Raw genomic sequence first — 16,174 nt, forward strand, 5'->3', positions numbered from 1 at the left:
TGTATTGTCGGTTATTCTGTGTTATTGGATGACTAGTTTTTTACTAATTTTTCCGGCTTCAGAATAAATACTTATTACGTATATACCACTTGCTGCATCGTCGATAGGAATTCGAATTGTTTTTTCCTCAATTCCTTCGGTGATGGTAATAATTTTTTGACCTAGAATACTATGTATGTCTATTTGATCAAGTTCGAAGTTTGTGTTATTGGTAATCACAATTTCTTCTGTTTTTGAATCTGTATACATAATAATACCATTTTCTAAGATATTGTTATTTATACTCAACACATCTTCTGGTTTGAATACTAATGAGTATTTATCATTTGTTTCTCCAGATGTAACATCTATTTGGAAGTCACTTTCTCTTAAGTTGTGTGTGGCTCCTGTGTAGTTGTTTTTGATGTATATACCTATAGTATTACTTATATTTTCAAGTGCATCAATCATAACGGTTCCTCCACCTGGAATTTCAGAAGCGAAACCAAGAGCTACTTCTCTATCATCAAAATAATTTTCAACAGTTTGGATTACATATTTTTCACCTTCTAGTGCCCAATACATATCATCTTCTGTAGCTCCAATAGATTCTCCATCATATCCTAAATCGATTCCATCGGTTGCTTTTCTATCGAATGTCAATAATATTTGACGGTGGAATCCTTCTGTATTTCTATATCCTAAACGGATTTTTTGTCTGTTATCTCTTCTGATATTTGCTGGTGTAGGTTCTGAATCAAATTCTGGATCGCTAGATTCTGCAGAAGTATTTTCAGTGTTTTCAAACATCCCTGGATCTATTGTTTCGTCTGCGCCATCTCTAACAAAAATAGATAGTACAGAACTTGGATTTTCACGAACTAAACCTGCCGAGTTTCCACGTTGTGTATTGTTAAATTCTACAGTAGTAGTTACTCCATTACCTGCATTAGAGTCTCCTTGTACAAAGAATCCTTGCCCTACTGGAACAAATCGTCTTGGTGTTTTTATACCTGATCCTGTTTGATCTACTGTTGGATGCGATAATGCAGAAACTCCTCCACCTAATGTATACGTAGCGTATCCACCTTGATAGTCTAAGAGTGTATGCGTTCCTCCGCCCCAATGTTCCCAGAAAAATAATGTTCCTGTGGTAGCATCGTTTGCAATGTTATCATTGATAAATTCATTTGCATCTAAGGCTGTTAAATATGGGTTTCCTACTAAATATATATTGGTATCATCTAACGGACCAACAGTAATAACTCCATTGTTTGGTTTTCCTCTAAAGACATAATTCTGCTCTTCTAATTCATCTAAAGCAGAAACACCTTTCATAGTATATCCTTCTCCTGGAGATATGTTTCCTGTTTGTTGTACAAATTGCCAAGCATCATAATCTTCATCAGCTCCGTTTACAAATTTGTAAATCCAACGTGTACTAATTGTAAATGGCGATGTAGCTCCATCAGCATTTGCAGGTGCTGTCCAAGTAATTGTTCCTGGAGCACTTGGGTTAGTTCCATCTGATAATATACTTGCCAGCGTAAAGTCTTGATTGTTTGCCGTAGTATTTATAGCACTTACTGGCGATGACCAATAGTTATATGTATATCTATTTGAGGTTCCTTGTTGATCTCTTTCTACATAACCAGCACTTGAAACAGCTAAATCACTACGTTCTGTTTGACGGAACTGACTTTCTCCATTAAGATCAATAATTCCATCTAATTCTGTGTACCAAGTATTTATAAGTTCAAAACCTGTTCCGTTCGTTACCGTATAAGGAGCAGTATTTGTTACTACTGGATTGGTTCCAGTAAATGTTAATGTAGCTCCAGTATCAACTGTTAATCCTAAAGTAGAATAGTCTGCACTTGCAGTTACATTATTTCGTATTTGTACAATTGACCAGTTAATACTGTTTGCTGAAGGTGTATCCCATACAGTACCAAACTCCCAAGTAGCATCATCTGTCCAGTTACCATCTGCAACACTTATGTATGGCATTGGTGCTGTTTGTGGCGCAATTGTAGACATGTTTTTTATAAACAAGTTACTGCTATTCCCTGTTACATCAAGAACACGATTTCCTGTAATGGAAGACATATCATAGTATGCTACTAATGACGACCATGCAACATTAGCTCCAGAGGTAAAGTCTTCTATATCTTTAGGAATTACGCTTCCACGGACATTTGATCCGTTTTGCTCAATTTCTTGATGTACCATTTCTCGAAGTTGGTCTTCAGTTAAAGCAACATCAAATACTCTTACTTCATCGATGAATCCTGTAAAAAAGTTAAGATCATCAAAGGTTCCCATACGCAGCGGATTTGGATTAGATGGCAATGGATCTATTCCTCCACCTCCAATAAGGAAACCATTAAGGTAGAAGTTTGCTCTTCCAGATCCTGTATCAGTGACAATTGCAAAATGCACCCAATCCGTAAGTGTTCCTGTTCCTGCTCTTGGTGTTCCACCTGTTTGTCCTTCTTGAATGGAAAGTAATCCACCACTTAAGTAAAATCTAAATTGACCTTCAACTCCCAAGATATCTCTATCGGCAGTTGCGAAAGCTTGACCGGGATTTCTGATCCATCCCATTACTGTATAATCTGTTAATCCAACAGTCACTGGCGATTTTTCTTCTGCATAATCATCAACTCCATCAAAGAAAAGTGCACTTGCTCCTGTTACAGTTTGTGGTTCTGCTAGTGTAAAGTATTGTCCATCTTCCAAGTTTATTCCTGTGAATGTCAATACGCCTCCTACATTTGTTCCTGTAAAGTTTTCGTAAGCAGCAAAACTAGTATCATCTGCAATATATAATTCTAAATCATCCAGATTCGTTAATCCACTGGAACTCATGTCAAATTCAAGTTCAACGGTTCCAACATCAGTAGCACTTTCATGCGCATGCCATATTTTATTAAGCATTCCTGCTGTACGTTGTGGCAATGTGGTCGTTTGAATAGTTTCTCCTAAACCATTATTTCCAACAATTAAGTAGCTTAAGTTTGAAGCAAACGATCCAGATTCTTTTCGCATCGTTAATACATCAGCTGGTGCAATGTTCACACTACTTGATTCGGTTTGCTCAAACACGGAATTATCATCTCTTGCAATTCCAAATACATTATATCCAAATCCTGCATTTGCTGAACCGTCCCAAATAACCGTTCCGTTTGTGTCTATATAATCTTCACTCGTTCCTGCATATCCAAAAGCAGATGACATGTTTGTATTACTGTCCCAATTAGCATCATTGGAACCTAAAGTAATTCCATATTTTAAAGCTAAATATGTTTCAACTCTTTGAACTTCTGTAGCTGTTAAAGCTCTGTCATAGACAATTACTTCTGCAATATCTCCATTGTAAAGATATCCTGAGTCAGTATTGTATCCTGCGTTTCCAAAAGTATCTTCATCTCTTCGTGCTCCAATTAATACATCCACATTATTACTACCATTGTTGACACCATTATTTGTAAATGCTGGATCATCGATACCGTTAACATTTGTTGTTAATCGAAGTAAAGGATCAGCGTTTGTAGCAACAACTCCAGTGGTTATCTTAGGCTCATTTAAGGCATATATGGTACCGAATCTTTCAGAAGTACTAATATTATCAGGTCTTCCTAATGTATAATGCACAACTCTATCCGTTGTTCCTAACCATAATTGATAATTACGCATACTGTTAGTTCCTTTAGATATTACCGTTCCTGTACTTGCTCCTCCAGAAACAATTACTGACATTATTGTCATCTCTTCTGTTAGAGGATCAATATCCAATGCAGTAGGGTTTCCTAAGCTTAAGTATTGAGCTCCCGTAAAACGTAATACTGGATTAAAGTTTAATGCATTTGTTACTAATTGAGCATCTGTAACACCGCCAGAAGTTCCTGTAAATCCGTTTGGTGATTGATCTGTCCAAGAATCAACATCTGTTCCTGTTAATGAGGTTCCAGCATCAGCTTTTAACCATAATTGTAAGTTTGTAGATATGTTTCCGGGACTTGGTACAGGCACAATACCTGTTCCTTGAATATTAAAGGAATAAGATTGTTCTGCAATATCGGGATCGTTATTTGATATTATTATTTCTCCTGAAACAGTGGATGCTACTGTGGGCGCAAATTGCACCGTAAACGTTGTGGTTTCTCCGGGCGATAGCGAAAGATCCGTGGGCTGTGTTAAGATGGAGAAAGCAGCATCACTTCCTACTCCAAAACTTACTGGACTGGCCGGCAAGGTTAAATCTGTTGTATTCCCCACATTTTCTATGGTAAATGTCCGAACGACTGTTCCACTTAGTATGGTTGTAGTTCCAAAGTCTGTATGATCAGCAGTTGATGGTACGTTTACAGAACCGTCTAGTATTTCTACCGCGTTTCCAGAGACATAAATATCTGGAGGCAGCGAAGAACTTGTTATATTGACAATGTAGTCTTCAACTTCTCCATAATCATATCCAGTACCTACCACATCACAGGGATCATTTACAGTGTTATCTCCTTGCATTTGCACACGCATTCGTGTGTTTCCAAGAGTTGCTCCTAACGGAACCGTAAAGTTTCCAGATACAGGCGTTGTAGTATTCGGTGAATCGTTATACACAAATTCTCCAGAATCAAAGAAATCTCCATCTTGATTGTAGTCAATCCAAACACCGATTCCTTCGTTGTATGGACCTCCAAATCCTGCTGGCCAAAATTTTGTGATGGTTATTGTGTAGTTTGTACTTATCTCCAAATCTGTTGGAGTTACACCGGTAAAATCTGTGTATCCAGTTGCTGGTGTAGCTGGACTGGAATTATCCAAAGTATTTAATTGTACTCTACTTATATATTCGGCGGTTGGATCACCCGCCGCAGAAGTACAATATTGTGCACTAGCGTAAGTAAAGGAAAGCAATAAAGCTAATAATGAGTAGGTTTTTTTCATAATCTTAAAGCATTTAAGGCAAGGTAAATTTCTTCAATTTTAAATTTTTTTATTGTTTCATGGGCATTTAATCCATTAATTTAGATGAAATCTACGAATTTGTCGATATAAAAGTCATAAAATTTCAAAAAGGGTGATTTTCCGTAATATATTTCTTTCGTATTTTTCGACTAAAAATTATAATTGAAGCCTAAAATCAAGTTTCTTCCAGGAGAAGTGATGCCTGACGAATAAACTCTGTAACGTTGATCCGTTATATTTTCAAGAGAAGCTGTTAAGTTTATTTTTTCAGTAATTTCAAAGTTAGATTTTGCATTTACAGTGACCCAAGATGGTGAATATGGATTTCCGTTTTCGTCTGTTGCATAAAGATATGCTTTGCTTCTTTCTGTCGGTGCTAAATTTTCAAACCGTATGGAACTATTGAAGTTTGTAGAAAGGTCCAAATTCCATCGATCATTTTTATATATGAAGTGTATGTTTCCAAAAATCGGCGACACATGTCTTAACGGAACTTTTGTTCCATCAGCCTGCTCTTCTTCTCCGTGAGGAATTGTTAAGTCGGCCGTAATTTTTGTCTTCTTATCAAATTTCGCTGAAAAGCCAAATTCAAAACCATAGGTATATACTTTGGAAGCATTTTGAATTGCTTGCACATTGCTCAATTCGCCATTGTATATGATTTCTGTTTCGCCATTTAGGTTAAAGTCCTTACGAATGAGCGCATCGTCCAATAATGTGTAGAACGTGTTAAAACTTAAGTCAAAACTATTTCCTATTCTTTTTTGAATTCCAAATTCGACACTATACGCATGCTCTGGAGTTAGATTTGGATTTGGCACTACAACAGATCCTGGTTCAGAATCAAATACTTTACCAATATCATCAATATTTGGCGCTCTAAACGCAGTACCGAGATTCGCTGTAATTTGCCAGTTTTTAGGCAACCAACTAAATCCTATGCTTCCCGTGAATGCGCCTGTATTTGTGCTTGCTTCTGTAAATGGAAATGGAAAGAATGTGGTGTCAAAATCTGTATCAATTAGAATGTGATTGTATCGCAATCCTGACTGAAGTGTAAATTTAGGATTCGGTTTATACTCTAAGCTCGCATACGCTGCCATGGACTGCCATGTAGCGCCATCTGGATAACGAGAAGCGGCATCTGTGATTTGTTCTGTAGTGACATTTCTGTCAAATCCGTCTGAATGTACTTTGTTGTAGACATATTCTAAACCGTAAAATGTTTTGATTTGTGGGTTGAATCGTTTTTCAAAATCTAAACTAGAAGATATTGCATCTACTTTTTCTTTAGTTACATTGAGAATAACATCTTGGAAGTTCCGTTTGTTTCTACTTTCTTCGAATCTTTGGTAAGCGTTGGTAAATTTTACGTTGTCGTAATAGGTATTGTTTCCTTTTTTCTGGATTTGAAAATTCCCCATAAGCCATCGTTGCGGTCCATAAAACCAATCGCCATATCGCAGTGCTCCGTCTCTGTATTGTATGAGACGATCGTAGCGTGGAAAGTTTGATGTAGCCGAATAATGCAAGCCTAAATCAAATTCCCAGATATCATCAGATACTAATCTGATACGTTGCGCTAAGTTGATTTGACTGTATCCTGTAAAGCGTTGATTTATTGGATTTGCATTTGCGACAACAGTATCTTCTCCATTGATATTTGCCACAAACTCTGGACGAAGGTATTCATCTCTACCATTTTTCCCCATTCGTAAATCGTCAAAATCACTATAACTTACACTGGTTAGAAATGCCCATTTTCTGAGTCCAACATTAATATCAAAATGACCTGTTTTTTCTGTATTTGCAGAAGCGTAACGCACGTTTGCATTTCCTGAGACCAGCATTTTTTCATTCCACGAAAGTTTTGGTCTTTTTGTATAAAAATTCATGACACCACCAATGGCATCACTTCCATAAATAACTGATCCTGGACCTAATATCACTTCCGTATTGTTTACATTGAAAGGATCTATTGAGATGACATTTTGGACATTTCCGCCACGAAATATGGCATTATTCATTCGCACACCATCTACCGAAAGCAGTAATCTATTTGTAGAAAATCCTCTAATCATAGGACTTCCTCCACCTAGTTGACTTTTTTGGACAAATACTTTTCCACTTCGTTCTAATAAATCGGCTGCCGTTTGTGGTGATGAGTACAAGATTTGTTTACTATCAATGCTGACTATCTTTTTTGGAACTTCTTTTTTGTTTTGCTGCCATTTGGAAACTGAAATTACAATTTTAGACAGTTCTGCCGTTCTTTTGACTAGATAGACAATATTTTTGTTTTCGAGAATTTGTTGTTTTGTGAAAGTTACGGGCAAGTAGGAAATGTGCTGAAACGTAATTTTTTCTTCTTCAGAAAATATAGAAATATCTATGTTACCTCTCGCATTTGTAATTCCTCCTTTAGACTGTTCGGCATTATATACATTTACGTTAGAAATGTTTCTATCGTTTACGATATCTTTTACTTGAATTTCTTGACCAAAAAGGACTTGGGAAAAAATAAAAGAGATTATACCGACAATGCCTTTTATTTTATTTGAATACTTCATGTAACACTTCCATTGATTTTGGTTCCCTAAATCCCTGCAAATGTAATTTAAAATATTGAATGAATATTGCAAGAATTTCATTTCTTCTTAACGAAGATAACATTATACTATTTTGCTCATCAAATTTTATGCCTAATAGCTGTTTAAAATACGTTAAATTTTCACCTGTAACACATTCATTCATGGTACTCTGATCAAAAAATTGACCTTCTTGTAAGTCAAAATACGCCTTATGAATATGCTTTGTTTCTGGAAAAAACCCAAAATACTTCGTTAAGTGCGTTAAAAACACCAAATGAAAGTTCGCAATTTCATCATTCATATCAAGCCATTGTAGCGCATTTTCTATAAATTGAAATAATGCGTCGTTTTTTTCTTCTTCTTGAATGGCATAATTGAGTATTTCCGATAAGAATAATACAATAGAACTTTTGGCAATTTGTGTATGGATAGACGTGTACGGATATACCGTTTTAACGTCCTTTATATACTCTAAACTCCCTTTGTTTTTGTGATTGGCAACGATTTCTAGCTGCATCAATGGTTGAAAGTAAGCAATTTTTAATTTGCCCTTTTTTGATTTTAGAATGCCGCGAAGCAAGTAACTTTTAATGCCATCTGAAGCAGTAAAACACTTTGCTATAACACCAGCATCTCCATATTTTATGGTAGAAATTACAATAGCTTTTGTTGTAACTAGCATTGTTAACGAACAATCATCACTTTCGTGACTTTGGTTTCAGTACCATCTGCACTTGCTATTAAAATAAGATATACACCTGAAGCAACCTTGTGTCTTCCGAAAGCAGTTAAATCCCAAAGTAGAGTTCCACCTTCCGAGGTAGTTTCAAATACTAGATTTCCTTCGATGTCCGTTATTTTTACATTTGCATTATTGGTTAAACCAGAAATTGTCAAATCGCCACTATAGCCTGGTCGTACCGGATTTGGATATGCAAATACATTATCTAAGGTTTCTTTTGGAGCAGTTGCAGTTCCTTGAAAAGATAATAATCCTTTTGCCGTAGCAATGTAAACGCGTCCAGATTCTGAATCAATTTCAATATTGTTTACCGTATTTGTTGGTAATGGCGAATTATCTTTTGTAAAATGCGCTAGCGTTTCTGTAGCATCTGGTGACATATAAAATACACCCGAAGCCGACGTTGCAATCCATTTATTGTTAGAACCATCTACTTCAATATCCGTCACCGTTTGTTCAAATAGTAATTCTTTTGGCACACCATCATCATCTACAATAATGATATCGTTTGATTGCGGATCATCATCTTCAAAAATTCCTTCTGCACCAAAGTACACACGAATCCCTTTCACTGTTCCAATCCACAAGTTTCCAGATTTATCAATGCGCACAGCTCGCACATCGGTTGTTGGTAAGTTTCCGGATTCTTCTTCACTTATAGCCGTAAATTGAGAACCTTCACTACGTGTTTCATCAAAAGCCAATACTCCATGTGATTGTGTTGCAATGAATTTTATATTGTTGTCACTGATTTCTACTTTAGAGAGTCCATTTTCACCAAAAACAGGATCACTAATAGCTTCTGATATTGAATATGAATCCCATTGTCCGCCACTTCGTAAGACTTTGATTCCGTTTTCTATTTTAGAGTTTAATACCCAAAGATCGCCATTGGCATCAAATCGTGTTTCTCCAATTCGGATGTCAATGTAGGTTGGAATTCCAATATCTAGCGATTCTAAGTCACTATTGGTTGTATTTAGAATTTCGACAGGTACATTATCTTCAATTTTTAATATTCCTGAAAAGAAAGAACTTAAAAATACTTCGTTTACGTTGGACGGATTTACCGTAGCATGCACAATACTTTTTGCATCAAAATCTGGTGAGTATGGAATGTTTACCCACGCCATGTCTTGCAGGTGACTTACACCTCTATCGTCAAGTGGATACGGATCGTATCCGGCTGTATAATCACCATACACAACCCACAATTCATTCGGAATTGCCGTAATAGAAAATGTATTATTTAATAAAGGACCATCAGGTAATATTGGGTTTGCCGTCATTGGCATAGGAAACGAAGTTTCTAAAATTCCTTCGGTTTCTGTCCCTAAGTATAGTTTATTGCCTATAAGTAAGGCGGAATTGAATTCAAGTTCTGGATATTCATCTAAAGACTGCACACCAACTACTTCATTGAGTTCTGTATCGTATACATGTACTTCTTGATCATGCGCTACAATCATATAGTTTTCCGTGACTTTAAAGTCTTCCGTAAACGTAGCATATTGTGGAATTTGAGATAGAAATGAAAAACCTGTTCCATTAAATCGAAACATTCTTCTAGTTAGAGAAAGCGCATATAACTCTTCGCCAAACGCGATAACTCCTCGCCAGTTAGATGAATTGACACGTTCCCATTCTTCAAAATCAATTAAATTATCATTGTCCACAATGGCTCTAAACATTCCTATTTCTGTAGCTGCATAAATGTATTCTCCAAAAATGGTCGTTTGACGTACTTCGATTTGACTTCCGTTTGGTCCAATAAAATACGTATCTCCAAATTCTAAGGCATTGATATCATATAAAGAGATTCCAAAATCGGTAGCAATGTATAGTATGCTGTTATATTCTAATATATGATTGATGTTTTTTTGATTTGGCGGAATTGTTGGTTTGTCAACAATATCAACCACTTTGTTTATTTCCTCAGTCGTTGGATCAAATACTTCCAAAAGTCCATTGCTGTAACCAAGCACATATTTATCGCCAGATTGACTGTAATACGCAGTACTTATTTCTTCTCCAGAAAGTCCATTGATAGTAGAATACTTGGAAATTTCATTTGTTTGCAAGTCATAGGTAAAAAATGAATTATCACAAGCTCCATAAATTTTGTCGGAACTCTGCGATATATCGATCACATTGTTATAGGAATAATGTCCTAACCAGGAATTGTTTGCAGATTGTCCATGTACCGAAACGTAACTTATTAGAAGTAGCAAATACAAAAAACTTTTCTTCATCTGTCTATTTTTATTTTTTATGCTCTTTTGATAGAACTTGCGCATTTATCTTTGAATACTTTACCTCAACTAAGGTGTTGGCGGTTTCTTATTTTAAAATAATTCACCAAATATATTTAATAATAACGTAAATGAATTGGTTATCATATATTATTGTCATAAAAAAAGCTTTCTACCATTATGGCAGAAAGCTTTTTGATATAATTTTAGATTTTTAATTACACAACTCCTTGTGCAATCATAGCATCGGCTACCTTTACAAAACCAGCAATGTTGGCTCCTTTCACATAATCGATAAATCCGTTTTCATCTTTTCCGTATTCTTCACAAGCTTGGTGAATTTCACTCATGATTTGCTTTAATTTAGCATCAACTTCTTCACGTGTCCAGTTGTAACGTAATGAGTTTTGCGTCATTTCTAAACCAGAAGTTGCCACTCCACCAGCATTTGAAGCTTTTCCTGGAGCAAATAATATCTTGTTGTTTAAGAATACTTCTATAGCTTCTGGAGTAGAAGGCATGTTTGCTCCTTCACTCACACAAATACAACCATTACTTACTAATGTTTGCGCTTCCTCTCCATCTAATTCGTTTTGAGTTGCACATGGCAATGCTACATCACAGGCAACACTCCAAGGTCTTTCTCCTTTGTGGAAAGTTGCTGAAGGATATTTTTCTGCGTATTCGTGAATTCTTCCTCTTTTTACATTTTTAAGCTCCATGATAAATGCTAATTTCTCAGCATCAATTCCGTCAGCATCATGAATGTATCCTGAAGAATCAGACATCGTCACTACTTTTCCACCTAATTCTGTTGCTTTTTCAGCAGCGTATTGCGCTACATTTCCAGAACCAGAGACAGTTACTGTTTTTCCTTCAAAAGATGTTCCTCTTGTTCCTAACATACTTTGTGCAAAGTATACGTTTCCGTATCCTGTAGCTTCTGGACGAATTAAAGATCCTCCCCAAGTAATTCCTTTACCTGTAAGAACTCCTGTAAATTCGTTTCTTAATTTCTTATACATTCCAAACATATATCCAATCTCACGACCACCGACACCTATATCTCCGGCAGGAACGTCTGTGTTTGGTCCAATATGTCTGAATAACTCTGACATAAATGCTTGACAGAAACGCATAATTTCTAAATCAGATTTTCCTTTTGGATTAAAATCCGATCCACCTTTTCCACCTCCCATAGGAAGTGTTGTTAAGCTATTTTTAAATACTTGCTCAAATGCTAAAAATTTAAGAATACTTAAGTTTACACTTGGGTGAAAACGCAATCCACCTTTATAAGGTCCAATAGCGGAATTCATTTCAATTCTATATCCGCGATTTACTTGAGTTTCTCCACTATCATCTACCCATTGAACTCTGAACATAATTACACGCTCAGGTTCTACCATTCTCTCAAGAATTTTAGTTCCTATATACTTTTCCTTACCTTCTATATAAGGGATTACAGCTTCTGCAACTTCCTGAACTGCTTGTAAAAATTCAGATTCATGTCCGTTTGTCTGCTTTACCAAGTCTAAAAAGTCTTTTACTTTTGCTTCCATAAACGAAGTTTGATTAACAAATTTTTATTAATATCATTATTTGACCCTACAAATATACATTTAATTAAAAAAAAACACCTTTTTTTTTATAATTTGATAATTTCAACCTTAAATAAAATTCATCTACCATTTATCTATTACACCATGCATCTTATAGATAATAAAGATTAGATAATACACTTTTTGTTTTTTTGTTTTAAGGGTTTTTATATATTTGCTGTATAGCCTCATATAAATACTGGTTTATAACATGTTAAATAGAATCTGCCCTATCCTCCTACTTTTCATGCTGATGTGTGTCGGTACTACACATGCTCAATTTGGGTTTTCCCATGAAATTGGCTTTATTATTGGACCGAATGCATTCCAGTCTGACTATGGAGAGCGTAATGACTTTGAAACCAATATTGGAAATGTTGGCGCCGAGTTCGGTATTGTCCATTATTTAAACTTCTCATATCGTGCAGAATGTAACTGTTTTACACGCTATACTTATTTTAATGATCACTTTAAAGTAAGAAACGAACTTACATATACCACTGTTAACCTTGAACATTTTGGTCGATTTGTGGGAGATGATAAAGTTTCTTTGACTGCCGATCAGCTGCGAGCCATGAATGGAAGTACGCGCGTATTGAACTTAGGAACACAGCTAGAATTTTTCCCAAGAAGTATTAGAGAATTTGAAAGTGGCGGTTATTTGTTAGCACCGTATGCTGCTTTAGGAGCACAATATCATTATTATACACCAACTGTTGAATCTGACTTAGGTCCGTTATCAGCTCCTGGTGTGTTACCTGTAAAATATCAAGATGCCTTCAGAAACGAATCGAGTTCTACTTGGTCTGTGGTTGCAAGTGTTGGAACACGTTATAAATTTACAGAAACATCCGATTTATTATTAGATCTACGTTGGAGATATTATTTTTCTAACTGGGTTGACGGATTAAATCCTGATGAGAACTTATATCCTGAAAACAAAGCGAACGATTGGAGTTTTGTAATTAGCGTAGGATATATTTATTATTTGAACTTTTAAGAAAGACATTATATATTAAAAACGCCATTCTGTTGAGAATGGCGTTTTTTTATGTCCTTATTTTTATATTGATAATGCTTGTGCTAAATCTTCAATAAGATCATCAACATCTTCTATTCCTACGCTTAAGCGGATTAATGCATCGACAACACCTGTTTTTTCTCGTGCTGCTTTTGGAATACTTGCATGTGTCATACTCGCCGGATGTCCAGCCAAGGATTCTACGCCACCTAAGGATTCTGCTAGTGTAAATACCTTTAGGTTTTCTACAATTTTTATTGCCTGATCGTAATCGTTTCCTTTCGCTACAAATGAAATCATTCCGCCAAAATCATCCATTTGTTTTTTAGCAATATCATGATTAGGATGGTTTTCAAATCCTGGCCAATATACTTTTTCTACGTTTGGATGCGCTGCTAAATATTCAGCAATAGCTTTTCCATTTTCGCAATGTCGTTGCATACGCACATGCAAGGTTTTGATGCCGCGTAATGCCAAGAAACTGTCCATAGGTCCGCAAATAGCGCCACTTGCATTTTGAATAAAATATAGTTTGTCTGCTATTTCCTTGTCTTTTACAATCAAAGCACCCATAACCAAATCACTATGTCCGCCAATATATTTGGTTGCTGAATGCATGACAATATCAGCGCCAAAATCTAAAGGACATTGTAAGTAAGGTGTTGCAAAAGTATTATCAACAGCCAGCATAATATTGTGCTTTTTGGCAATTGCTACTGTAGCTTCGATATCAATGATATTCATCATCGGATTCGTTGGAGTTTCTGTCCAAATTAACTTTGTATTTTCATTGATATATGCTTCAATATTGGCAGCATTTTCCATTCCAATAAAATGAAATTTGATGCCGTAATTTTCAAAAATCTTCGTGAATAGTCGATAGGTTCCTCCATACAAATCATTCGTAGAAATTACCTCATCACCTGATTTTAGTAACTTCATCACAGCATCAATAGCTGCCAAACCAGAACCAAAAGCCAATCCGTAATTTCCATTTTCTAAGCTTGCAAGTGCATTTTCGAGTGCGGTTCGTGTTGGATTATGTGTTCGAGCGTATTCATACCCTTTGTGTCCGCCAGGCGTGCTTTGTGCAAACGTAGATGTTTGATATATAGGCGGCATTACAGCGCCATAAGCTTTATCTGGCTTTTGCCCGCCGTGTATGGTTTTGGTATTGAATTTCATGAGCGTCTTTTTTAATATGAATCGAGATTAAAAAATTATGTCAAAATCACGTTTCTTGAGTTACTACAAATTTAACTTTTCATTTATTAGTTTTCAGATTATAGCTGTACCTTTATAGATACGTAACTTTTTTATTAAAATGAGGCATAAAAATAACAACTTCTCTGCATATCTTCTTTTAGTATTTGCATTTACTAGCTTGCAAACATTTTCACAGAATTTTACAAAACAAGATACTTTACGTGGTTCCATCACTCCAGAACGTGCTTGGTGGGATTTGACATATTATCATTTGGATATTACGGTTGATCTTGCTGAGAAAACTATCGCAGGAAGCAATATCATTCAATATAAAGTTTTAGAAAAAGGACAACAAACACTTCAGGTAGATTTGCAACCACCATTACAAATGACAAAAGCAGTTCAAGATGATACCGAATTGGAGATTACACATGATGGAAATGCACATTTTATTCATCTCAAAAAAAGACAAAAGAAAGGAAAAGTATATAGCGTAAAAGTTTTTTATGAAGGAAAACCAAAAGTTGCCAGACGTCCGCCATGGGATGGAGGAATTACGTGGTCAAAAGACGCTAACGGATTGCCATTTATAGCTTCGTCGTGTCAAGGATTAGGTGCTAGTATTTGGTGGCCGTGCAAAGATCATATGTATGACGAAGTAGATAGTATGAAGATTAGCGTGAATGTTCCGAAGAATTTGATGAATGTTTCTAACGGACGCTTAACTAGTGTAGAAGAAAAAGATAATAATACCAAAACTTATCATTGGAACGTAGTGAATCCGATTAATAATTATGGTGTGAATATTAATATTGGCGATTATGTGCATTTTGGTGAAAAGTATGAAGGCGAAAATGGCGTATTGGATATGGATTATTATGTACTACGCGATAATTTAGACAAAGCGAAAGAGCAATTTAAAGATGCCAAACGTACTTTAGAAGCTTTTGAACATTGGTTTGGACCGTATCCGTTTTATGAAGATAGTTATAAGCTTGTAGAAGCTCCATATTTAGGAATGGAACACCAAAGTTCGGTTACGTATGGAAATGGTTATAAAAACGGTTATAGAGGTTTTGATTTGAGTCGTACTGGTTGGGGAATGAAGTTTGATTTTATTATTATCCACGAATCTGGACACGAATGGTTTGCCAATAATATTACCAATATTGACATTGCTGATATGTGGATTCATGAGAGTTTTACAGCCTATTCTGAAAATTTATTTCTCGATTATTTTTATGGAAAGAAAGCTAGTGCTGAATATGTAATTGGGACACGTGGAAGTATTTCAAACGATCGTCCAATTATTGGTGTGTATGATGTAAATCATAAAGGTTCGGGCGATATGTATTATAAAGGATCCAATATGTTGCACACGATTCGCCAACTGATTGATGATGATGCAAAATGGCGTAGTATTTTACGAGGTTTGAACAAAGATTTCTACCATCAAACCGTAACAACACAACAGATTGAAAATTACATGAGTGAGAAATCGGGAATTGACCTTTCTGCTATTTTTGATCAATATTTACGAACAGTAGATATTCCTGTTTTACGCTATAAAAAAGATGGAAAAAAGCTGATGTATCGTTGGGAAAAGACCGTAGATCATTTTGATATGAACGTTCGTGTTGCTATTGATGATGAAATAATTACACTTTCCCCAACTACAAAATGGCAAACTAAAGAAATGACTTCAAACATTGCTGCTATTGCCGTAGATCCTAATTTTTATGTAACAGCTTTGGAAGGAGAATAGCTTTTAGACATGCGTTGCTTTTAGATTGTTAGATTTTTAGAAACGA

8 protein-coding genes are annotated in these 16,174 nt (G+C 35.7%); 2 read left to right on the forward strand and 6 right to left on the reverse strand.

The genetic code is table 11. The features are described 5' to 3' along the window. Nucleotides 1–21: 21 nt before the first annotated feature. The 5 genes from Q0845_RS03795 to gdhA form a co-directional block, all read right to left on the reverse strand. Complete coding sequence (locus Q0845_RS03795) at nucleotides 22–4,929, reverse strand: GEVED domain-containing protein (protein WP_298509402.1); 4,908 nt, start codon at nucleotides 4,927–4,929, stop codon at nucleotides 22–24. Nucleotides 4,930–5,099: 170 nt separating this feature from the next. Further along, complete coding sequence (locus Q0845_RS03800) at nucleotides 5,100–7,520, reverse strand: TonB-dependent receptor (protein ID WP_298509404.1); 2,421 nt, start codon at nucleotides 7,518–7,520, stop codon at nucleotides 5,100–5,102. Next, nucleotides 7,504–8,223 carry a DNA repair protein RecO gene (gene recO / locus Q0845_RS03805; protein WP_298509407.1) on the reverse strand — a complete coding sequence of 240 codons (720 nt, stop codon included), beginning with the start codon at nucleotides 8,221–8,223 and terminating at the stop codon, nucleotides 7,504–7,506. Before recO ends, Q0845_RS03800 begins: the two co-directional genes overlap by 17 nt. Nucleotides 8,224–8,225: 2 nt before the next feature. After that, entirely contained in the window at nucleotides 8,226–10,535 is a 2,310-nt protein-coding gene (locus tag Q0845_RS03810) for a two-component regulator propeller domain-containing protein (protein WP_298509411.1), read from the reverse strand. Between the two features lie 218 nt (nucleotides 10,536–10,753). Then, a complete protein-coding gene (gdhA, locus tag Q0845_RS03815) occupies nucleotides 10,754–12,097 on the reverse strand; it encodes an NADP-specific glutamate dehydrogenase (protein WP_298509415.1) in 1,344 nt (447 codons plus the stop codon). 250 nt (nucleotides 12,098–12,347) lie between these two features. Between gdhA and Q0845_RS03820 the strand changes: the two genes are divergently transcribed. Continuing rightward, nucleotides 12,348–13,136 carry a glutamate dehydrogenase gene (locus Q0845_RS03820; protein WP_298509417.1) on the forward strand — a complete coding sequence of 263 codons (789 nt, stop codon included), beginning with the start codon at nucleotides 12,348–12,350 and terminating at the stop codon, nucleotides 13,134–13,136. Nucleotides 13,137–13,199: 63 nt separating this feature from the next. Here Q0845_RS03820 and Q0845_RS03825 read toward each other — a convergent pair whose 3' ends face one another. Next, on the reverse strand, nucleotides 13,200–14,342 hold the full coding sequence (locus Q0845_RS03825; RefSeq protein ID WP_298509420.1) for a cystathionine gamma-synthase: 1,143 nt from the start codon (nucleotides 14,340–14,342) through the stop codon (nucleotides 13,200–13,202). A 139-nt stretch (nucleotides 14,343–14,481) separates the two neighbouring features. Between Q0845_RS03825 and Q0845_RS03830 the strand changes: the two genes are divergently transcribed. Continuing rightward, nucleotides 14,482–16,128 (forward strand): M1 family metallopeptidase, encoded by a 1,647-nt coding sequence (locus Q0845_RS03830; RefSeq protein WP_298509423.1) that lies wholly within the window; start codon nucleotides 14,482–14,484, stop codon nucleotides 16,126–16,128. Nucleotides 16,129–16,174 lie beyond the last annotated feature (46 nt).

The sequence above is a fragment of the uncultured Kordia sp. genome (assembly GCF_947489565.1).
In the GTDB taxonomy this organism is placed as follows: Bacteria; Bacteroidota; Bacteroidia; order Flavobacteriales; family Flavobacteriaceae; genus Kordia.